The following is a 21,654-nucleotide window of genomic DNA, read 5'->3' on the forward strand; positions in this document are numbered from 1 at the left end:
TTTGTATCAACTCTTGGAGGCTGGAAACATGGACCAAAATGAGCAAAACGGCAAGAAACAGATTGCCTTGAATATCGTTAGTGCAAAAAGCAAACATAAAGGCTTTGGCGCAGGCTCCATTGATCTGAACAACCTTTCCCCGGTCATCATTGATCAGGGGGAAGCGAAGATTGACATTGGGGCAATGCATGCGAAGAGTAAAGTGGAGCGCGGCATCAAATTTTCAACGAATCGTGAAGATGTTCCGAATGGTCGTCAGGTGTGGCTGGTTTGGGTTGCGGTAGACCGTACCGAGCAAGGACAGCTGTATGGCGGAGCAACAGCTTGTGAGATGTGGATCGATACAGAAGCGAAGCGGGGCTGGAAGCTGCTCGCGGATCACGTCAATCGAATGGATTATGCCATGAAACGCCGCTTTATGCTGGATGAGCTGGGTCCGGAAGAAAAAGCAGCGTTGAAGACACTTCTCATCTCACACAATGAAGAGTGGTGGAACGCATCCCCGGATGAGTTGAAAGAGGCACTTGCCTAGACTGTCTGGAAAAAGAACAGTGCAAAGAAGCCCCGAACCGGATGATCTGGACTCGGGGCTTCTTTATTCGTTTGGTTTTTTAAAGATATGTCACTCTACCCACCAGCGTTTGAAATCACGCCACCAGGAATGCTTCTGTTCCTGTATCCCTTTTTGATTCTGTACCTCACGTGCTTTTTTATCCTGCGGTGAATCCTCTACTTCTGTATTTCCATAGCAGACCTCCGTAGGCTCGGTGCCTTCAATAAACACTTCTAGCCGTTTGTCCTCACAGCCGTTGCCAGCCAGCTTGCCCGTCTCCGGGTTAATGTAGACACTCACGACCTGATCAGGCACGGAAAAGATTTTGGGCGGTACACTTGCCAGAGCCTGCTCCGTGAATTGGGCGAATATAGGAGCCGCCCGGCGGCCGTCTGATGTGGATATCGCCTTGCCCTGATCATATCCAACCCATACAGCTGTGGATAGCTCAGGTGTGAAGCCAACCATCCAGGCGTCGGTGTTTGTAGTCCCGGTCTTGCCTGCCACCGGACGTTTGATCGCAGCGGATACCCGATTGCCGGTGCCCCCGTTTTCAAACACACTTTCCATTAAGCGAGTCAGTACATAAGCTGCTGCCGGCTCCACGACCGTTTCCGCCTTGGTCTGAGGGGATTCGTATATTACACGACCGGCCGCATCCGTAATTTGCAAAATGGCAATCGGTGGTGTCCGCTGTCCCCCGGCTGCAATGACCGAGAAGGCCGAAGCCATCTCTAGCGGACTTACCGGTGAGGTGCCGAGTGCGAGTGAAGGCACCGGGTTCAGCTTGCTTGTGATGCCGAGATTCTGGGCCATGCTGACTACTTTCTCAGGACCAATCTTCATAATGGTGTTTACCGCGTAGATATTGTCAGAAGCCGCAATGGCTTGCCGCAGATCAATCTCACCCAGATATTTATCCCCGAAGTTGCCGGGTTTGTAAGTTTTGCGGTCATTGTCATAGTGGAACAGCGTAGGCTGGCTATTGAAAATGGATGCACTGGTAAGCTGCTTCGACTCCAGCGCGGTCAGATACATGATGGGTTTAAAAGCCGATCCCGGCTGGCGTGTTGTAGCCAGCACGTGGTTAATCTGATTGGTGCGATAATTTTTGCCGCCAACCATCGCTTTAATATAGCCTGTGCGCGGGTCGATGGACACGAGAGCCGTTTCCAGCTCGCTTTTTGCGTCCATGCCTTGCGCAACAGCCTGTTCAGCGGCCTTTTGTACACGCAGATCCAGTGTGGTATAAATGTTCAGCCCGCCGTGATCCAGCATCGCTTCACTGATGCCCAGCTCCTTCACGGCGATGTTTCGAATATAATCGCGAAAATAAGGCGCACTTTCCACCGTTTTGCGTTCGCTCTCCGGTTTGAAATGGAGCAATTCCTCATAGGCAGTATCAGCCTGCTTTTGTGTAATATTACCGGTTTCGATCATCGCTTTAAGTACAATGCGCTGTCGGTCCTTGGCATTTTTCATATGATTGTATGGCGAATAATAAGTTGGGCCCTTCGGGATACCCGCCAGCATGGCGCTTTCCGCCAGATCAAGCTGTTTGGCCGATTTGCCAAAGTACATCTGAGCCGCAGCTTCGATGCCATAAGCGCCATGTCCGTAGTAAATTTCGTTCAGGTACATCTGTAAAATCTCATCCTTAGTGTACTTCATCTCCAGTTGTGCGGTGTACATCGCTTCCTTGGCTTTGCGTGTCCATGTTTTTTCGTGGGATAAATAGAGATTTCGCGCCAGCTGCTGTGTCAAAGTGCTTGCTCCCTGAGACATGCGCATATGCTGTATATTCACAAGGACTGCTCTGCCCATGCCCTGTATGTCAAAGCCGAGATGATCGCGGAATTTGCGATCCTCTACAGCGAGTGTGGCGTTCACCAGGTCAGGTGCGATGTTCTGAAGCTGGACCGGGATGGAATCCTTGCCGCCAGCAGAGAAGGTAGCAATGACTTCGCCCTTGCTGTCCAGCAATCTGGAGTTTCGATCCGATTCGGCCAGAGGCAGACTGGTTGCGTATAGATATACCAAAATAGCAGCGCTGGCAATCAGGCCGAGAGCTGTAAGAATGGCCAGATTTTTAAATAATGCGCGTACACGGAACCCGCGTTTGCGGGTCTTGGCATTCAGCTTGTTCATGGAACGGGCTCCTCTCTTTTCTTTCCAGTATGGGACGTGATTATCAGGGATATTCAATCTGCCTGCAAAGTAAACAAATTGTAGCCCATTTCAGCGTGAAAACCGTTTTGCAGTTGATTCGTCTATCGCGTATAATGCAAAAGGGTAATGAAAAGGTAGGGTTCGGCACAACATACTAAAGCGTGTATGGACGAACATACCAGTGATTATGCATTGTCATGTGATCACTAATTACTTTTACGGAGAGAAGGTAGCGATCATGGAACTGTGGTTTACGGAGAAACAGACCCCTGTATTCGGAATTACCGCAAGGATCAAGCAGACTTACGTCACGGAGCAAACGGATTTTCAGGACCTTGCAATGATTGAAACCGAGGAATTTGGCAACATGCTGGTATTGGACGGCATGGTCATGACAACGGTGAAGGACGAGTTTGTATATCATGAAATGGCGGCACATCCTGCTTTGAACACTCACCCTGATCCGAAAAAAGTGCTGGTGGTTGGCGGTGGCGACGGTGGCGTAATCCGTGAAGTCATCAAACATGATACCGTGGAAAAAGCAGTTCTTGTTGAAATCGACGGTAAAGTGATTGAATACTCCAAACAATATTTGCCTGAAATTGCAGGCAAGCTGGACGAGCCTAACGTTGAGGTTCTCGTTAACGATGGCTATATGCATATTATTGAACATAAAGATGAATACGACGTCATTATCGTAGACTCTACAGAACCTGTAGGCCCGGCTGCTCCACTCTTCGAGCGCGGTTTCTATCAGGGCATTTATGAAGCGCTCAAAGCAGACGGAATCTTCGTCGCCCAGACGGACAACCCTTGGTTCAAGGCGGATCTCATCCAGAAGGTGAACAAAGACGTCAAAGAAATCTTCCCGATCGTACATGTGTACGGCTGTAATATTCCAACCTACCCAAGTGGTCTGTGGACATTTACCATGGGCAGCAAAACGTATGATCCACTTGCGGTGGATGAGACTCAAATTTCGGAGATGGATACCAAGTATTATTCTCCGCGTCTGCACAAAGCGGCATTTGTACTTCCGAAATTCGTGGAAGATTTAACGAAGTAAAAGGGGATATCATGATGAAACTGGATCAAGCTTATTCAGGAAACGTATTTATTTGCAGCTCTGAAGATTATGAAAATTCGAAAGCCGTTATCTACGGTATGCCAATGGACTACACCGTTAGCTTCCGTCCAGGCTCCCGTTTCGGTCCGGCTCATATCCGTCAGGCATCGGTTGGCCTTGAAGAGTACAGCCCATACCTCGATAAAAGCATCGTGGATATGACATATTTTGATGCGGGAGACCTGCTTCTGCCGTTCGGTAACGCAGGACGCAGCCTTGAAGTCATTCATGAGTACATCGGAAGTCTGCTGGCTGATGACAAATTCCCGATTGGCCTTGGTGGCGAGCATCTGGTGACCTGGCCTGTTATTCAACAGATGTACAAAAAATACCCGGATCTTATTCTGATCCACATTGATGCACATGCTGACCTTCGCGAAAGCTACGAAGGCGAGCCCCTGTCCCACTCTACACCTGTGCGCAAAGCGGCTGAACTGATGGGTGGTCAAAATATTTATCAATTCGGTATCCGTTCCGGCTCCCGTGAGGAGTTCCAGTATGGACGAGAGAATATTAACTTCTACCCGTTTGAAGTAGCGGCTCCAATGAAGGAAGCTCTACCGAAAATGGGCAATCGTCCAGTCTATGTAACCATTGATATTGACGTGCTTGATCCATCTGCTGCACCGGGTACAGGAACAGCAGAAGCGGGTGGCATTACATCCAAGGAGCTGCTTGAAGCCGTTCATATGATCGCGGGATCAGATGTGAATGTTGTAGGCTGTGACTTGGTTGAAGTAGCACCGATCTATGACCCGACGCAACAGACACAGATCGTAGCTGCCAAGTTGATTCGTGAAATGCTGCTTGGGTTCGTGAAGTAAACGTTGTGCAATGCTGATATATCTAAACGTATAAAGCGATTATGAAATCCTCGTCTGTGCAGATGTAAAGATCTGTACAGACGAGTTTTTGTTCGTATAGCGGCTGGCGAAGTTGATTGAAGTGAATTTAACTTATGTTTTAGGGTAGTCACCCACAACAACATGTATCGTCACATGGAGCAACTGAGCTTTCATCATTCACATGTGGAGGCAAAATCGTTTAGGTCATCAAGTTCAAGCAATTGTCGTTCAATGTAGTGATGATGTTCCATTGATCCATTCGTTTAATCTTTACGACAAAACGATAACAAATCCTGACGGTCTTATATATACCAAAGGATAATATTTATGTTATAAAGTATATAATATTCCGTTTTATTTAACTAAGACTATATACTGGTAGTCTACTGCTTTACCTGCCCATGCGTCATTCATCTTCAGTCACTCTGCCTTAAGCTATCCACCTTATTGACGCTTTCAAAACCAATCGAATCATCTATCCACAAGGCATCCGCATCTCAGTAAGGGATTTTGAACAGCACATTCGAAAAGAAGACGTTCGCCTCGTGTGGTTCTGTTACTGGACGTACCGTTATGAAAGTGCCTTAAATGGAGTGGATGCCTTATTCCTGTTGTGTTGTACAGAGCAAGCATTCGGAGAGCCCAAAGCACTGAGGGCTTTTTTATGCACGGATGCCTCTTTGACTACGGAAACTGGCTTGGATTAGCCTTCTGGTTTGGCGACGTATTGCTTGTCGTACGTAAGCAAGTCCAACTGGAACTTTTTCGGTTTGTCTATGATTGCGGTCAGAAAGGTTTCCCTTTTAGGGGTGTGTGAACAATAAAAATTGGCTTAATTGTAATTGGGTGTTTCTGTATCTGTTTTTGCTCATTTATAGTATCTATCCGAATAAATGAAAGGGGTTTCATAAAATTATTTACAACTGAGTAGCTTAATGGTATATTGTGCCTGCTAAGTTAGAGGTTTTCTTTAGCCTATTTTACTGATTCACTAATCTTTCCTGGATGTTCAAATTCTGATAAAAATCACTGGAGTGTGGTGTCATGAGTACAAAGATGCTTTCTATTTTAATCCCACCTATACATGGGTATCTGTGTAATGCATACCCACTATCTATAGCATTACAAAATAGTAACTCCGAAGCTTGGTTTCTCAGTAATTATATTCAAGTAGTATGTGCTGGGAATTTTCCTGAAGGGAAATTTTTCACCTTCTACAATTCTTACTTTGAATGGGATAGTATATTTTTGGGGTGCCCATTCATTAACTACCAAAAAATACATTATCAATTGATTAAAAAATATAATGGAGAGTTAATTAGTTTTATTTGCGATGCTATTGAAAAAAATAACTATGTATATCTATATGTTGATGAATATTATATATCTCATAAAAGTGCGTTTAATAAATATTCTCTTCCACATGAAATGTTGATATTTGGTTATAATAGAACAGAGTCCACGTTTAATGTTTTAGGATACGATGCAAATACAGTATTCGGGAAATATGAAGTTAGTTTTGATGAACTTACTATCGCGTATCAAATGTGTGATAAGTCAACTAAAAATAGAGAGTATCTATACCTTCTAGAGTCGAATGAAGATTTTAATTACCAATTCGATACACAATTGGTTATTCAAACACTAAGAGAGTATAGATATAGCATTAATACATCATTACATTTTCGGGCAATTAATCCACCTAATGACTGGTGGATTTACGGCATGGCTGCATACACTCATTTTGTTAAGTACATAAGATCAATGATGGAAAGTTTAGAAGGGGTTATAGATATTCGGATATTTCATACATTATGGGAACACAAAAGGATGATGGTACTAAGAATTAATTATATTCAGAAAAGAAATATTTTAATAAACTCAGATGATATTTTAAAACAGTATACTTATATACAAGATAGTTCTCTTATATTGATGAGAATGGTAATGAAATATAATTTGATAAATGATAAAAAAACATTGGAAAAAATAGAAAAAAAAATTCTTGAGATAGAATCTTTAGAAACTCAGGCCTTAGATAATTTGATTAAAAGATTAGAGAGCAGAGATTGCCCTCACTGATCCAAAAGAACAACCTTTTATCAGAACATTGCCTGTCCCTCTATTTCTCAAAACTGGTCTTATGTGGCCAAGCAGATCACGGGTTATCCTCTGCACTGAAAAAGGGAAGTGGTGTTAGGGGCAGAAGCTGCAATTCACAGATATTTATGTTCTGAACCAAACCACAGGACGGGGCGGCAGGTAAGGGATTCCTGATTGGAACCTCGAATGCAGGCTGTACTTGGCAATCTATATACACGGGACAGTGGCAGCTTGAACAATTGAGCTTTCCAAATAACGTTACAGGGTATGCGCTGGCAGGCGTGAAGGGCTCTTCAGCAACATATCTCATCCGCACGAACGATGGGGGTTTACACTGGAAGAGACTTGATACACCTGGAATTCCGGCATTCCGGCACATTGATTTCAGTGATACAAATAACGGCTACGAATACACCTATAACGGTGCATATCGGACAACCGATGGTGGTGTGACGTGGACGAAACAGGGCACACCTGCGAACACCCGAGCTGCTGCATAGCTGGGATATGCTGTTGTCGTTGTACCTGAAGCCGGGTACAAGCTTGAGAAAACGAGTGATGGAGGCAGGACCTGGACTACAGCCCTTCGGGTGAAATAGAACACATGGAATGGCGCTGACTTGTATGCTCATGGAACACAGGTGTGGGCTGTCTTGTATGGAGATGCGGGCATGTCCCAGCAGTCCTATTCCCTCTACTCTAGTGGTGACCAAGGGAAGAGCTGGAAGCAGGTTTTCACCCAATCGACAGCAGAGACAGGGCCAGCTATATGGTCACCAAAAATTTCATTTTAATGAGAACAGAATTAATGGAATCAATTATGAATTAATAATATTATGAATTTAAAGAAAGATGGTTTCACATGCATTATGGCATCTATTGGCGTCATTATGGTGATAAACAGGCTCTTTTCCTGATTTTTAATATGGAAAAGGGCCTTTTATTTCGGAAATAAAAGAGTTGAAACCTTCCTTGAAACAGGTTATTGTAAGCGATAACAACATCATTTAGGGGAGTTGAAGTTATGGTTAAGGTTATTTTAAAGGCTAATTCAGACAAAGGATTAATAAATCGCAATATTTATGGTCATTTCTCCGAGCATCTTGGACGTTGTATTTATGAAGGACTATGGGTAGGTGAGGAATCGCCTATCCCGAACACGGAAGGTATTCGTAACGATGTGCTTGGCGCGCTCCAGAAGCTGAACATTCCTGTACTTCGCTGGCCGGGAGGATGCTTTGCTGATGAGTATCACTGGAAAGATGGGGTAGGGCCAAAGAGTCAGCGAGCACGTATGATTAATACGCACTGGGGCGGCGTAGAGGAGAACAATCATTTTGGCACACATGAATTTATGAGACTGTGTGAACTGCTTGGCGCAGAGCCGTACATCAGCGGTAACCTTGGCAGTGGAACCGTTCAGGAGATGCAGGAATGGGTAGAGTATATTACGTTTGACGGTGAGTCCCCTATGGCGAACTGGCGGAAGCAGAACGGCCGCGAAGAGCCGTGGAAGCTGAAATATTTTGGTGTGGGCAACGAGAACTGGGGCTGTGGTGGTAACATGCGTCCAGAGTATTATGCGGATGAATACAGACGTTATGCTACATATGTACGTAATTATTCAGGAAATCAGGTCTACAAAATCGCATGTGGACCCAACGACAGCAACTATGAGTGGATGGAAGTGCTGATGCGGGAAGCGGCTCGTTTCATGGATGGCATCAGCCTGCATTATTACACCATTCCGACAGGCGTATGGGAAGATAAGGGGAACGCTACCGGTTTTGGAGAAGCAGAATGGTTTACCACGCTGAAGAAGACCTTGTTTATGGATGAATTACTAGTGAAGCACTCTGAGATCATGGACAAATATGATCCTGAGGGCCGGGTCGGCATTATCGTAGATGAGTGGGGGACGTGGTACAACGTTGAGCCGGGCACGAATCCGGGCTTCCTTTACCAGCAAAATACGATGCGGGATGCCGTACTGGCCGCGGTAAACCTGAACATTTTCAATCAGCACAACAAACGGGTGCAGATGGCGAATCTGGCTCAGATCGTGAATGTGCTGCAGTCACTGGTACTCACCGAGGGAGATAAGATGCTCCTGACGCCTACGTATCATGTGTTCGACATGTATCAGGTTCATATGGATGCACAGCGTCTGGATCTCAGCTATGAGAGCCCGGGATATACGTTCGGAGACGAAACGATCCCTCAGCTTAGCTTGTCTGCATCACGCAACAAGGACGGAGTTATTCATGTGACGGCATGTAATCTGAGTCATACAGATGAGCTTGAAGTGGTATGCCAGCTTGAGGCAGGTCAGGCGGCGAGTGTTTCGGGGCAGGTTCTTCATCACACTGACTTCGGCGCTTTTAATACGTTTGAACAGCCAGAAGAGGTAAAACCTGCGGCATGGGAAGGGCTTGTTCTGGAGAATAACACATTACGCTTCGTGCTGCCTCCTGCTTCCGTTGGTGTAGTCGCCGTAAATGGTTAACGTATGAAGTCCTCCGGGTATGAACAACAGCAGTATCCAGGTGGGGGCAGAAATGAACCCTGTAAGGGCTGCGACAGACAGTATGATATTCATATCAGTGATGCCAAAATGGCCCGGCTGGTGGAGATCGCTTCACGCTCTCGTACCACGGTAGGGGATGAGGAGTATGAACGGCGACTTGCAATCTGCTTGGCCTGTCCTGATCTGCAGTACGGGACGACATGCCGACATTGCGGCTGTCTTGTACAGGTGCGCGCCAAGCTGGCCGAGTCTACTTGTCCTTACCCATATGCATCGCAGTGGGCATAATAATCAGCTCCATCTTTTGATGTGATGCAGGATGAATCTGTTTCAATATAATGAAGCAAGAGGACAGGATGTTTGATGCAGGCGATGAAATAAATGCGAAATAAAGGAGGGCCGCCATTAAGGGTGCGGCTCTTCTTTTTGATGCTGAGAGAAAAAAACTCTGAATTTGGATTTGAATTGAGCGGGTGAACTGGATATAGTTATACAGTAGAGTGCAGGAGAGCAAGTATTCGGAATATAAGCGTGTATAGCGGCACAATGATACAGGAAGGGCTGATCTCACCAGCCGTCCTGTTTTGCGTCGCCTCGAATATAATGGAGGTTAACATTCATGTCGAAGATGCGACCGGTTCAGATCCGGCTGCACAGCCGTTATGAAGGGGAAGATGTACTTCAGGAAATGCAGGGAGAAGCTGTGGTCAAAGGGGCATATCTGTATGTCCGTTACGAAGAGCCGCAGGTCGGACCCGAGGGAGGCATGACCCGTACAACATTGAAGCTGGGCGGACAATCCATCAAGATTATACGTCATGGTGAGGTGGAGTCGGAGCAGACGTTTGAATTAGACCGAAAGCTGCCGGGTTTCTACCGTTCACCATATATGTCGTTTGCCCTGTCCACTTATACACAAAAGCTGGAACTTTCCATTCAGGGATTGAGCGCACGCGCCGCGTGGAGCTACGACTTTTACCGCTTTGATGAAGAAGCCGGACATTTTGCGATTAGTTTGCATATACAGGAGGAACCAAATTCATGACACGTAATCCACTAGATACAATTAACGAACGGGTAAGTACAGCGATTGGCAGCGCCATTGTGGCGGCGGGCATCGTAACACAGGAACATCTTCCTGCCATTACGCTGGAGGTGCCGCGCGACAAATCTCACGGTGACCTTGCCACCAATGCGGCGATGCAATTGACCAAAATCGCCAAGCGAAATCCGCGCCAGATTGCCGAAGAGATTATCGCCAACCTGAATCTTGCTGATGCAGGCATAGAGAAGGCCGAGATTGCGGGACCGGGATTCATCAATTTCAAATTGGACAAGAGTTATCTCTATCCCGTGCTTCAACTGGTGCATGAGCAAGGCGAGAATTACGGAAGAATTGATGCCGGAGCGGGGAAAAAGGTTGAGATGGAATTTGTCAGTGCCAATCCAACAGGCAGTCTGCATCTGGGTCATGCCCGGGGAGCAGCTGTAGGAGATGCCCTGTGCAACATTCTCGATTATGCAGGATATGAAGTAACTCGTGAATACTATATCAATGACGCGGGCAATCAGGTGTTCAACCTGGCACGTTCCATTGAAGCTCGTTATTTGCAGGAGCTTGGTCAGGATGCCGAGATGCCGGAAGATGGCTACCATGGCGAGGACATTAAAGGTTTTGCAAAGGAGCTTGTTGCTGAAAAGGGAGACAGCCTGCTGTCCATGCATCCAGGGGATCGCGCGGCTTATTTCCGTGATTATGGTCTGGAGAAAGAACTCGACAAGATCAAACGTGACCTCAATCGCTTCCGCGTGAAGTTTGATATCTGGTTCAGTGAAACGTCTCTGTATGATAACGGTGAGGTGCTTCGCGTGCTGGACGAGCTGCGTGACCGCAACGAAATTTATGAAAAAGATGGCGCTACCTGGCTGAAAACAATGCAGTATGGTGACGACAAGGAGCGGGTACTGATCAAAAACGACGGTACGTATACCTATCTGACACCGGATATTGCATATCACCGTGATAAATATTCCCGTGGTTACGATACGATGATCAACATCTGGGGCGCCGACCACCATGGATATATTCCACGCATGAAAGCAGCGATGCAAGCACTGGGCAATGACCCGGATAAGCTGGTTGTCTTGATTGCGCAGATGGTCAGCCTGTTCCAGAATGGCGAGAAAGTGAAAATGTCCAAGCGTACGGGCAAAGCGGTAACGATGGAAGATTTGATGGATGAAGTCGGCATTGATGCCATCCGTTATTTCTTCACGATGCGCAGCATGGATTCCCACCTGGACTTTGACATGGATCTGGCGATTTCGACATCCAATGAAAATCCGGTGTTCTACGTACAATATGCGCATGCACGTGTATGCAGTGTATATCGTCAAGCCGAAGAGCAAGGCATCGAGCTATTGCCGCTGGCTCAGATTGATCTGTCCAAGCTGACAACCGAGCACGAATATGATCTTCTTCGCAAAATGGGTGAGCTGCCTGAAGAGATTGCAGCAGCGGCGACCGGTTATGCGCCGCACCGCATCATTCGTTATGTCTATGAGCTGGCATCCCTGTTCCATAGTTACTACCGGGCTGAGCGCGTCATCACCGAAGACGCGCAGCAGACCCAGGCGCGTCTGGCGCTGATCGGTGCCGTTCGCACCGTCATCGCGACAGCGCTCCGTCTGGTGGGCGTATCCGCACCAGACAAAATGTAATCCCTTCGGCCAAGCGGCGGGCAGCATGCAGCCGCCTGGCCGAAGGCACAAAGTCTCCATGCCCGCGCGAGCAGCTCTGCTTGCGCGTGGGCATGGAGACTTTTTTGCCCTGCGCTGGCATAGCCGCAGGGCAATGCTTCAAGAGCAGGCACACTTGCGCCTGCTCTTGCTGGTGCTTGCTGCGCAAGGCATGCCCGGCCTCAGCCGGCATCCATTGCTGCGCAGCACAGCTGCCGGCGGCTTGCAGAGCCCTGCCGCCGCGTTACCCCCCGCCCTCCTGCATCAGCTTGAGGGCGTCAATCTCGCCACCGCGAATTTTACTTTTCGCGGTGGTGCTTTTGCGGGCGCGCAGTGGAACTGTCGCGCGCTTCACAAGAGTCTTGATCTCGGCCGGAGACAAGCCGGGATGTTTAGCTAACAGCAGGGCAATGGCCCCGCTGACGTGGGAGGTTGCCATTGAAGTTCCGCTCATCTCGTGATGCTTGCCTTGCACCCAGGAGGACACGATTTTGTCCCCCGGGGCATAGACATCCACATAAGCCCCGCGATTGCTAAATGACGCAATACGCCGATTTTTGTCAGTAGCCCCGACAGAGATCGTTTGCGGATAACGAGCAGGATAATCAATGCTGCGACGCTTGCCGTCGTTTCCTGATGAAGCCACGATGACAATGCCGGCATGATATGCGCGGTTAACGACATCCAGCAAGGATTTACTGCGTGTTTTCATGCCAAAGCTCATATTAATAATGTCGACCTTATTGCGCACGCACCAGTCAATGCCAAGCACGATGTCAGAGACATACGCCGAGCCGTTATGGTCAAATGCTTTAACCGGATAGATCACGGAGCGCGGAGCAACACCGATCATACCTGCGGTGCTGTTCGCTGCAGCGATGGTTCCCGCAATATGTGTGCCATGTCCGTTGTCATCATGAGGAAGCATGCTTCGGTTCAATAGATTAATTCCGCGAGCCAGGGAATATCGCAGATCGGGATGATGGTAATCTGCCCCTGTATCAATGACACCTATTTTGATCCGGTGTCCTGTTGATACAGACCATACTTTGGGAGCACGGATGTGCTTCACTCCCCAAGGTATACCTTGAGCGCTGCTCGGTTTATTGTGAAGTGCCGAAGAATGAAGCGAGATTGGAGTATCTTCCTCTATTGTGATGTCATCCACGTAACGATATAACATATCCAGGCTCGGTACGGGGGCGATGAGGGTTCTGGCAAGTCTGGAGGTCTGAATGCCTCCCAGATCGGTGAATTCATTTCGCATTCGGGATAACTCAACAAGACAGGCCTCATAGTGCTGTGGTTTGGCGAACCGGATCAGATAACGTGCCCCTTGTTCAGACGCGGGGCATCTCATTCCGTCAATCAATTGATGCAATAAACCGGTATAGTCCATTATGGGCGGCCCCCTTCGGGATGAACATGCTGAGGTATTCTATGAATGCGTTCATCCTGCCGCATGGGGAACTTGCCCTTTTTTTACAAAAAGACATTCTCTTCGTGTCAAAACGGGCGCAGGGACATATGATGGATGGAGAGCTAGAGGGCTCTTGCGGGGAACCTGGTGAGGAGCAATCCTACGAGGGTATACAGTCAGAAGGCGGAGGGGACTCCGTCTTTTACATATGAAGTATGTTGAAATAACAGTTCTAAGCTTGGTCATGGTTGAAAAACATCTGGTCAAATCAAGCATTCCGACCTCTAAAATGTGCAGCGTGCAAATGAGCGGGGAAGCATAGCTCTGCAAATATGGGACATGCTTACAGAAAAACTTGCTTTTTAACGCTAAATAGGTTTTACTTAGGTTTGTTAATGGATATGTTATACGTAACGTTCCAGTTTGCAGGGGATATAAAGTGAATTATGTGTGAGAGGAAGTGTCTTCAGTGAGTACCTCGCTCAATTTGAAAATTGATAAAGAAAAGGTAAGAGAGATCCCTTTGGTGGATCTGGCCTTTATGGTGCTGAAAGCGGCTAATACGCCGTATTACTACCGGGATTTGATGAATGAGGTAGCAAAGCAGCGCGGAATGACGGATGAAGAGATCAACGAGTATATCGCCCAGCTGTATACTGAAATTAATATCGATGGCCGTTTTGCTTGCGTCGGTACAAGTCTTTGGGGATTGAAACGCTGGTATCCGGTTGCTGGAACAGAAGATTCCATGACAGGTGCGAAGCGTCCACGTATCATCAACGATGAAGATGATGATCTGGAAGACGAAGACTTCGGTGAAGAGGACGACAGCTACAACAGTGACGAAGATTTCGACAGCACAGATGATGATCAGGACGACGATGACGACGATGACGATGATGATGACATCTTTGATGAAGACGACAGCGAAGAAGAAGTGCTGGTTGAAGATGATGATCTGGAAGATGAAGACCTGGACGAAGACGATGAAGAGTCTGAAGACGAGGAAGAATTTGACGACGATTCCGATGTTCGCTAGTCCTTTTTGATGACCAATGGATACCCGTCTTTTCCCGAACAGTCAGCCTTGACAGCGGACGGGGTAACGGGTAAACTATTGCATGGGCTTATGAATGAGCGAGAATATATTTATGTTTTTTAGAGAAAGTGCCCCGTCCTGCGGGAGTACTTTCTTTTTGTATTTTTAGAGGTAGAATGATGTCAAACGATTACTTTTCCGACTGCTCCCGGCCAAATCTTTTGGGCCTGTTTTTTTGTATGTTCATGCAATGAAATGGAGCCTGCCGAAGATACTCGGCTTGAGGACAAGCATGGATGAAGGCTCCCGGAAAGTTTGCGTTATTTATGCCAGGAATGTGTGTAGTTAAACCGTCTTCGCTGGAAAGGGTAGTCCGCAGAAGCAGTTAATTTCTGCCATTGCTCTTTTTCACGATGATTACCTGAGAAACGGGTTACGATAATACCATATATCGCCTGAATTTCTGTACTTATATTAGGAGGGTAATAACAGTGACAAAGTATATTTTCGTGACGGGCGGAGTTGTGTCCTCCCTGGGCAAAGGGATTACAGCAGCTTCGCTGGGCAGATTGCTGAAGAACAGAGGACTCAAAGTAACAATTCAGAAATTCGATCCATATATCAACATTGACCCGGGAACGATGAGTCCTTATCAGCATGGTGAGGTGTTTGTAACGGATGATGGCGCGGAGACGGACCTCGATCTGGGTCACTACGAGCGTTTTATCGACATCAACCTCTCCAAAAACAGCAACGTCACGACAGGTAAAGTGTACTCTTCCGTAATCAGCAAAGAGCGCCGTGGAGAGTACCTGGGCGGCACGGTTCAGGTTATTCCGCACATCACCAACGAGATCAAAGAGCGTGTATTCCGCGCTGGACGTGAAGCGGGTTCGGATGTCGTTATTACTGAGATCGGCGGTACTGTAGGCGATATTGAAAGCTTGCCATTCCTTGAAGCGATTCGTCAGATCAAGAGCGATGTAGGCCGTGACAACGTAATGTACATCCACGTTACGTTGATTCCATACATCAAGGCTGCTGGCGAAGTGAAAACAAAACCGACACAGCACAGCGTTAAGGAATTACGCAGCATCGGTATTCAGCCTAATGTGATCGTGTGCCGTACGGAATACGAATTGTCCAAAGATATGAAAGCCAAAATTGCACTCTTCTGTGACATCGACGAGAATGCGGTAGTGGAATGCCGTGATGCAAGCACGCTGTATGAAGTGCCGCTTAACCTTCGTGAAGAAGGTCTGGATGAGATCGTGGTTAACCACCTGAAGCTGACCACTCCTGCGCCGGATATGAGCGAGTGGGAAGGTTTGGTGAACCGGATCAGCAAGCTGGAGCGTACGGTCGAAATCGCGATCGTTGGTAAATATGTGGCACTGCATGACGCGTACCTGAGCGTTGTCGAGTCGCTTTCACATGCAGGATTTGCATCCAATGCAGATGTGAAAATCCGCTGGGTTCCTTCTGAGGATATTACGGATGAGAACGTAGGCGACATGCTGCATGGCGTTGGCGGTATTCTCGTACCAGGCGGCTTCGGTGACCGTGGTATTGAAGGTAAAGTGTCGGCAATTCGTTATGCTCGTGAGAAAAACATTCCATTTTTCGGTATCTGTCTGGGGATGCAGGTTTCCGTTATTGAATATGCGCGCTCCATCGTGGGCTTGAACGGCGCTAACAGCTCCGAGATCAACCCTGCTACGGAATTCCCGGTCATCGATCTGCTGCCTGAGCAGAAAGATATCGAAAATCTGGGCGGAACGATGCGTCTTGGTCTGTACCCTTGCAAGCTTCAGGAAGGTTCACTCGCAATGGCTTGTTATGATGATGAACTGGTATATGAGAGACACCGTCACCGGTACGAGTTCAACAACGAATATCGTGAAGCGATTGAAAAAGCCGGTCTCGTCATTTCCGGTACATCACCGGATGGTCGTTTGGTTGAGATTGTGGAGCTTCCAGGACACCCATGGTTCCTGGCTGTACAATTCCACCCTGAATTTACGTCCCGTCCGAACCGTCCGCAACCATTGTTCCGTGAGTTTGTGAAAGCTTCACTGGAGAATGCGGAGAAATAATTGTTTTGTTTTATTGGAAAAGCAAGCGTAGAAGGATGCTTTCAGCCGCCAGCAGCGGCGGCTGAAGCATCCTTTTGTTTTACGGCATAAACATGGCTTAAATTGCTTATTTGTTATATTGGATTGATAACAGGATTTTTATGGAAGTGGTTTGAGATAATAGAAGGATTTCAATGGAAGAGGTAGAATACTTATCATGACGACTATGGGATAGTTATCCAGATGTTATGTGTATATGCTTTCCTAATTCTAGGAGGTTACAGCGTGGAAGATAAAAAAGTTCTGATTGTCGATGACCAAAACGGTATTCGAATTCTACTCATGGAAGTGTTCAGCAGCGAAGGGTACAACACATTTCAGGCGGCGAACGGTAAAATTGCACTTGAGATTGTTAACAGGGACAAGCCGGATCTGGTTCTGCTGGATATGAAAATTCCGGGAATGGACGGGCTTGAAATTCTGAAACATATCAAGGAGATTGATCCGGAGATCAAAGTCATTATGATGACGGCATATGGAGAACTGGATATGATCAAGGAAGCTACCGATCTGGGTGCGCTCATGCATTTTACGAAACCGTTTGATATTGATGAGATGCGTGTAGCCGTCAATATGCAGCTTCGCAATGGTGCTGCCAACAAGTGCAGCTAAATCCTGTAGATACAGGATTTTTTTGCGTCATTTATTAATTCATGTTCCGTCTTGTGTCGAATCATAGAAAACTGGGGTATTTCACCTGTTTTTGCGGGGAATATTGGAAATGGGAGCGAAATCCTGCTGTGTCTCTGAAAACTGTGCTGCAAAGCACAGCATTTTTGCAAATGCTTGTTTAGTATTTGACATGGGATGTGGTATAATAAGCCCGTATGTGATTTCGGCTAAAAACCATAGACACAACCCAAACCCCTAGGAGGATTGAAACCATGCCATTAGTATCTATGACAGACATGTTGAACAAAGCACTTGAAGGAAAATACGCAGTTGGTCAATACAACATTAACAACCTTGAGTGGACTCAAGCGATTCTTGCTGCCGCTGAAGAAGAAAAATCCCCGGTAATCCTGGGCGTATCCGAAGGTGCAGCACGTCACATGGGCGGCTTTACTACTGTTGTTAAAATGGTAGAAGGACTCTTGCATGACATGAAAATTACTGTACCTGTAGCCATTCACCTGGACCACGGTTCAAGCTTCGACAAATGTAAAGAAGCGATCGATGCTGGCTTTACTTCCGTTATGATTGATGGCTCCCACCACCCGATTGATGAGAACATCGAAATGACTAAAAAAGTGGTTGAGTATGCACACGCTAAAGGTGTTTCTGTAGAAGCTGAAGTAGGAACTGTAGGCGGACAGGAAGACGACGTTATTGGCGGTATCATGTATGCTGACCTGAACGAGTGTATCCGTATCGTTAAAGAAACAGGTATCGACACATTGGCGCCAGCTCTTGGTTCCGTGCATGGTCCTTACCATGGCGAGCCTAACCTGGGCTTCAAAGAAATGGAAGAAGTTCGTGACGCGGTTCAAGTTCCACTCGTACTGCACGGTGGTACTGGTATTCCTAAACACGATATCGATAAAGCAATCTCCCTGGGTACTTCCAAAATTAACGTGAACACAGAGAACCAAATTTCGTTCACTAAAGCAGTTCGTGAAGTACTTGCAGCAAAACCAGACGCTTACGATCCACGTACGTTCATCGTACCAGGCCGTGAAGCAATCAAAGAAACCGTTAAAGGTAAAATCCGTGAGTTTGGTTCCAACAACAAAGCGTAATTTATCTTTACCAGTTCCATACTGTGAAATGGAAGAACACCGCCTAGCCGGTGTCTTTCCATTTTCACACCTTATTTCTACATCGTCAGCCATCAGCACGTATTGCCGTTCATCGGCTGCAAAACACGTAGGGGGACATTAAGCTTTATGGAAAAACTAATGATTAGCGGCGGACGTCCGTTACAGGGAACTGTAACCATAAGCGGCGCCAAAAACAGCGCCATTGCGCTTATTCCTGCAGCATTGCTTGCCGAGTCTGAGGTCGTGTTGGATAACTTGCCGTTACTGAGTGACGTGGCAGTATATGCGGAAATTCTGGAGGAACTCGGAGCACGTGTAACTTGGGAAGGCAGTCAGATGAAAATCGATCCTTCCGATATTAAATCCATTCCGATGCCAAATGGCCCAGTGAAGAAGCTGCGTGCTTCGTATTATATGATGGGTGCACTGCTCGGGCGTTTTAAGGAAGCAACAATAGGTTTGCCTGGGGGCTGTAATTTTGAGCCTCGTCCGATTGATCAGCATATCAAAGGGTTTGAAGCGCTTGGCGCAACGGTAACTAATGAACATGGCTCTATCCACCTGCATGCCAAAGAGCTGCGGGGAGCTAAAATATATCTGGATGTAAGCAGTGTCGGTGCAACGATTAATATTATGCTGGCGGCCACACGTGCCAAAGGCTCTACAATTATTGAAAACGCGGCTAAAGAGCCTGAGATTATAGATGTAGCAACACTCCTGAACTCTATGGGTGCGAGCATCAAGGGTGCAGGAACAGAAACCATTCGCATTGAAGGGGTGTCGGAGCTCAAGGGGTGCCGCCATTCCATTATCCCCGACAGAATTCAGGCAGGCACGTATATGATTGCTGCTGCAGCAACGCGTGGAGATGTCCTGATTGATAATGTTATTCCCAAACATCTGGAGGCTTTAACAGCCAAGCTGCTGGAGATGGGTGTAGGTATTGAGGAGCTGGACGAAAGCATTCGTGTAATCGGACAGCCTAAATATAACCATGTGGATGTAAAGGCACTTGTATATCCGGGGTTTCCAACCGATCTGCAATCGCCGATGACCAGTGTTCTGACACAGGCAACGGGTGTAAGCGTACTGAGTGATTTCGTATACAGCAATCGGTTCAAACATGTGCCGGAGCTTGTGCGGATGGGTGCCAAAATCCGTGTGGAAGGTCGTTCAGCGATTATTGAAGGCAGTTCCCTGAATGCGGCCAAAGTCAAAGCGTCTGATCTTCGTGCCGGTGCGGCACTGGTCATTGCGGGGCTTACCGTGAATGAAGGTGTTACGGAGGTTACAGGTGTTGAATTTATTGATCGTGGTTACGATCATCTGGTGACCAATTTGCGTCTGCTTGGTGCGGACGTATGGCGGGAAACCGAATAACGTTTTGAGTGGGGCAGCATCGTTTATCATACGCCAGAAGCGTATTTTCAGCGGTGCTGCATAACCTGTAATCGAATGGGGTAAACTATTCTAATAGATTTTAAAGTCTCTTTCGGATAGGATAGAATTTGATGGATATCTTGTTTCGAGGGTCTTTTTTTGAAATAAACATCATATGGCTTTATGAACATCATTTCCTTATATAGTTTTTGAAATTATTCCCTTTCTCCAATCCCCGGATTTGTTTGAACCTGCGCTCCATAGCCGGTCTTCCCGGATCGATCGCCCCATGTTAGGAGTTCACTCATTACAGGATCATGCCATGTTATGGCTATTCCACCCGGAAACTTACACATAAAGACAAGTATTTGCATTATAACGGTTACATTCCGTACAATGGACAGAAGAGATTGGGGTCAGAATCGCTCTCTAACTGAAATAGCTGACGAAACTATCCATTTCACGGACTCATTAATTGAATAGGTGGTTATTATATGGATCTACAAATTTCCGATTTGGAAGAAATGAAACTAACGGACCTCTATAAGCTGGCGAAAAAATACCAGATTCCTTATTACGGTACCCTCAAAAAGAAAGAATTAATCTTTGCCATTCTCCGTGCACAAGCGGAACAAAGCGGTTTGATGTTTATGCAAGGCGTACTTGAGATTTTACCTGAAGGGTATGGTTTCCTAAGGCCAATCAATTACCTGCCAAGTACAGAAGACATCTATATCTCGGCTTCACAGATTCGCAAGTTCGATCTTAGAACGGGTGACCTGGTGTCAGGCAAATGCAGAACGCCTAAAGAAAATGAAAGATATTTCGGTTTATTGCAAGTCAATGCTGTGAATGGTGAGAATCCATCAGCAGCTGCGGAGAGACTTCACTTCCCGGCATTAACCCCACTGTATCCGCAGAAGAAACTGGTTCTTGAAACATCCCCGAGCCACTTGTCCACACGTATTATGGATGTGCTTGCCCCGGTAGGGCTGGGACAGCGTGGATTGATCGTAGCACCTCCCAAAGCGGGTAAAACGCTTCTCCTCAAAGAAATTGCCAATAGCATCTCAACTAACAATCCAGAAATTGAACTATTTGTCCTGTTGATTGATGAACGCCCCGAGGAAGTAACGGATATGTCTCGTTCGGTAAAAGGGGAAGTTGTGGCTTCTACATTCGATGAGCTGCCTGAGAATCATATCAAGGTCGCGGAACTGGTATTGGAACGTGCACTGCGTTTGGTTGAGGCAAAGAAGGATGTTGTTATTCTGCTTGATAGCATTACGCGTTTGGCCCGTGCGTATAACCTGGTTATTCCGCCATCCGGACGTACACTGAGTGGTGGTATTGATCCAGCGGCATTCCACCGTCCGAAGCGCTTCTTCGGCTCCGCCCGTAATGTGGAGGAAGGCGGCAGCCTGACTATTTTGGCTACAGCGCTGATCGATACAGGCTCACGTATGGATGACATTATTTATGAAGAATTTAAAGGTACGGGAAATATGGAGCTTCATCTCGATCGTAAGCTGGCTGAACGTCGTATTTTCCCTGCGATAGATATTCGCCGTTCCGGCACACGTCGTGAAGAGGTGCTGTTGAGTAAGGAAGAGCTGGATACCATCTGGGCGATTCGAAAAAATATGAATGATTCCCATGACTTCGTTGAAGGATTCCTCAAAAAGCTGCGCAATAGCAAGACAAATGCGGAGTTCCTTGCAGCTTTTGATGCGGCTGGCAACAGTCCTTCCAGCAACTCGGGAACAACAACAACTCGCCGCTCCCCAAGACAAACAGCGACGTCAGGAACATCGAATTAACGTTGAATAGAACACTTGTCGTCAGATTTAACCTAATA

17 protein-coding genes are annotated in these 21,654 nt (G+C 46.9%); 15 read left to right on the top strand and 2 right to left on the bottom strand.

Going from position 1 to position 21,654, the window contains the following annotated elements; all coding sequences use genetic code 11:
- The first annotated feature begins 28 nt into the window (after window positions 1–28).
- A complete protein-coding gene (locus tag IEW26_RS29070) occupies window positions 29–532 on the top strand; it encodes a YwhD family protein (protein WP_145406661.1) in 504 nt (167 codons plus the stop codon).
- 90 nt (window positions 533–622) lie between these two features.
- Here IEW26_RS29070 and IEW26_RS29075 read toward each other — a convergent pair whose 3' ends face one another.
- Window positions 623–2,701: a transglycosylase domain-containing protein gene (locus IEW26_RS29075; protein ID WP_188594881.1), complete on the bottom strand. Its 2,079-nt coding sequence runs from the start codon at window positions 2,699–2,701 to the stop codon at window positions 623–625.
- 259 nt (window positions 2,702–2,960) lie between these two features.
- On the opposite strand from IEW26_RS29075, the gene speE reads away from it, so the two are divergent.
- The 8 genes from speE (at window position 2,961) to argS (ending at window position 12,044) form a co-directional block, all read left to right on the top strand.
- Window positions 2,961–3,788 (top strand): polyamine aminopropyltransferase, encoded by an 828-nt coding sequence (speE, locus tag IEW26_RS29080; protein WP_188594882.1) that lies wholly within the window; start codon window positions 2,961–2,963, stop codon window positions 3,786–3,788.
- A gap of 14 nt (window positions 3,789–3,802) precedes the next feature.
- Window positions 3,803–4,672: an agmatinase gene (gene speB / locus IEW26_RS29085; protein WP_145406675.1), complete on the top strand. Its 870-nt coding sequence runs from the start codon at window positions 3,803–3,805 to the stop codon at window positions 4,670–4,672.
- A 1,065-nt stretch (window positions 4,673–5,737) separates the two neighbouring features.
- The gene (locus tag IEW26_RS29090; RefSeq protein WP_188594883.1) at window positions 5,738–6,775 is read left to right on the top strand and encodes a hypothetical protein; all 1,038 of its coding nucleotides are present in this window, start codon (window positions 5,738–5,740) and stop codon (window positions 6,773–6,775) included.
- 260 nt (window positions 6,776–7,035) lie between these two features.
- A complete protein-coding gene (locus IEW26_RS29095) occupies window positions 7,036–7,296 on the top strand; it encodes a WD40/YVTN/BNR-like repeat-containing protein (protein WP_188594884.1) in 261 nt (86 codons plus the stop codon).
- A gap of 524 nt (window positions 7,297–7,820) precedes the next feature.
- Window positions 7,821–9,302 carry an alpha-N-arabinofuranosidase gene (locus IEW26_RS29105; RefSeq protein ID WP_188594886.1) on the top strand — a complete coding sequence of 494 codons (1,482 nt, stop codon included), beginning with the start codon at window positions 7,821–7,823 and terminating at the stop codon, window positions 9,300–9,302.
- 3 nt (window positions 9,303–9,305) lie between these two features.
- A complete protein-coding gene (locus tag IEW26_RS29110; protein ID WP_145406666.1) occupies window positions 9,306–9,611 on the top strand; it encodes a DUF6171 family protein in 306 nt (101 codons plus the stop codon).
- Window positions 9,612–9,942: 331 nt separating this feature from the next.
- Window positions 9,943–10,368 carry a YwiB family protein gene (locus IEW26_RS29115; RefSeq protein WP_188594887.1) on the top strand — a complete coding sequence of 142 codons (426 nt, stop codon included), beginning with the start codon at window positions 9,943–9,945 and terminating at the stop codon, window positions 10,366–10,368.
- Window positions 10,365–12,044, top strand: a complete 1,680-nt coding sequence (argS, locus tag IEW26_RS29120; RefSeq protein ID WP_188594888.1) for an arginine--tRNA ligase — start codon at window positions 10,365–10,367, stop codon at window positions 12,042–12,044. The genes IEW26_RS29115 and argS overlap by 4 nt, the downstream gene beginning before the upstream one ends.
- A gap of 262 nt (window positions 12,045–12,306) precedes the next feature.
- Here argS and IEW26_RS29125 read toward each other — a convergent pair whose 3' ends face one another.
- Window positions 12,307–13,461: a S8 family peptidase gene (locus IEW26_RS29125; RefSeq protein WP_188594889.1), complete on the bottom strand. Its 1,155-nt coding sequence runs from the start codon at window positions 13,459–13,461 to the stop codon at window positions 12,307–12,309.
- A 490-nt stretch (window positions 13,462–13,951) separates the two neighbouring features.
- Between IEW26_RS29125 and rpoE the strand changes: the two genes are divergently transcribed.
- The 6 genes from rpoE to rho all read left to right on the top strand — a co-directional run bounded on the left by rpoE (window position 13,952) and on the right by rho (window position 21,616).
- A complete protein-coding gene (gene rpoE, locus IEW26_RS29130) occupies window positions 13,952–14,521 on the top strand; it encodes a DNA-directed RNA polymerase subunit delta (protein WP_111273532.1) in 570 nt (189 codons plus the stop codon).
- Window positions 14,522–15,012: 491 nt separating this feature from the next.
- Window positions 15,013–16,617, top strand: a complete 1,605-nt coding sequence (gene pyrG / locus IEW26_RS29135; protein WP_110899527.1) for a CTP synthase — start codon at window positions 15,013–15,015, stop codon at window positions 16,615–16,617.
- A gap of 264 nt (window positions 16,618–16,881) precedes the next feature.
- Window positions 16,882–17,268: a response regulator gene (locus IEW26_RS29140; protein WP_111273531.1), complete on the top strand. Its 387-nt coding sequence runs from the start codon at window positions 16,882–16,884 to the stop codon at window positions 17,266–17,268.
- 272 nt (window positions 17,269–17,540) lie between these two features.
- Window positions 17,541–18,395: a class II fructose-1,6-bisphosphate aldolase gene (fba, locus tag IEW26_RS29145; protein ID WP_111273530.1), complete on the top strand. Its 855-nt coding sequence runs from the start codon at window positions 17,541–17,543 to the stop codon at window positions 18,393–18,395.
- Window positions 18,396–18,542: 147 nt separating this feature from the next.
- Entirely contained in the window at window positions 18,543–19,796 is a 1,254-nt protein-coding gene (gene murA / locus IEW26_RS29150; RefSeq protein WP_110899530.1) for a UDP-N-acetylglucosamine 1-carboxyvinyltransferase, read from the top strand.
- A gap of 494 nt (window positions 19,797–20,290) precedes the next feature.
- Window positions 20,291–21,616, top strand: a complete 1,326-nt coding sequence (gene rho / locus IEW26_RS29155) for a transcription termination factor Rho (RefSeq protein ID WP_111273529.1) — start codon at window positions 20,291–20,293, stop codon at window positions 21,614–21,616.
- Window positions 21,617–21,654 lie beyond the last annotated feature (38 nt).

It is taken from the genome of Paenibacillus silvae, from assembly GCF_014639235.1.
Classification (GTDB): domain Bacteria; phylum Bacillota; class Bacilli; order Paenibacillales; family Paenibacillaceae; genus Paenibacillus; species Paenibacillus silvae.

Coding starts and splice junctions, on each gene's coding strand:
- IEW26_RS29070 (WP_145406661.1), top strand. CDS start 29: ATGGACCAAAATGAGCAAAACGGCAAGAAACAGATTGCCTTGAATATC.
- IEW26_RS29075 (WP_188594881.1), bottom strand. CDS start 2,701: ATGAACAAGCTGAATGCCAAGACCCGCAAACGCGGGTTCCGTGTACGC.
- speE (WP_188594882.1), top strand. CDS start 2,961: ATGGAACTGTGGTTTACGGAGAAACAGACCCCTGTATTCGGAATTACC.
- speB (WP_145406675.1), top strand. CDS start 3,803: ATGAAACTGGATCAAGCTTATTCAGGAAACGTATTTATTTGCAGCTCT.
- IEW26_RS29090 (WP_188594883.1), top strand. CDS start 5,738: ATGAGTACAAAGATGCTTTCTATTTTAATCCCACCTATACATGGGTAT.
- IEW26_RS29105 (WP_188594886.1), top strand. CDS start 7,821: ATGGTTAAGGTTATTTTAAAGGCTAATTCAGACAAAGGATTAATAAAT.
- IEW26_RS29110 (WP_145406666.1), top strand. CDS start 9,306: ATGAAGTCCTCCGGGTATGAACAACAGCAGTATCCAGGTGGGGGCAGA.
- IEW26_RS29115 (WP_188594887.1), top strand. CDS start 9,943: ATGTCGAAGATGCGACCGGTTCAGATCCGGCTGCACAGCCGTTATGAA.
- argS (WP_188594888.1), top strand. CDS start 10,365: ATGACACGTAATCCACTAGATACAATTAACGAACGGGTAAGTACAGCG.
- IEW26_RS29125 (WP_188594889.1), bottom strand. CDS start 13,461: ATGGACTATACCGGTTTATTGCATCAATTGATTGACGGAATGAGATGC.
- fba (WP_111273530.1), top strand. CDS start 17,541: ATGCCATTAGTATCTATGACAGACATGTTGAACAAAGCACTTGAAGGA.
- murA (WP_110899530.1), top strand. CDS start 18,543: ATGGAAAAACTAATGATTAGCGGCGGACGTCCGTTACAGGGAACTGTA.
- rho (WP_111273529.1), top strand. CDS start 20,291: ATGGATCTACAAATTTCCGATTTGGAAGAAATGAAACTAACGGACCTC.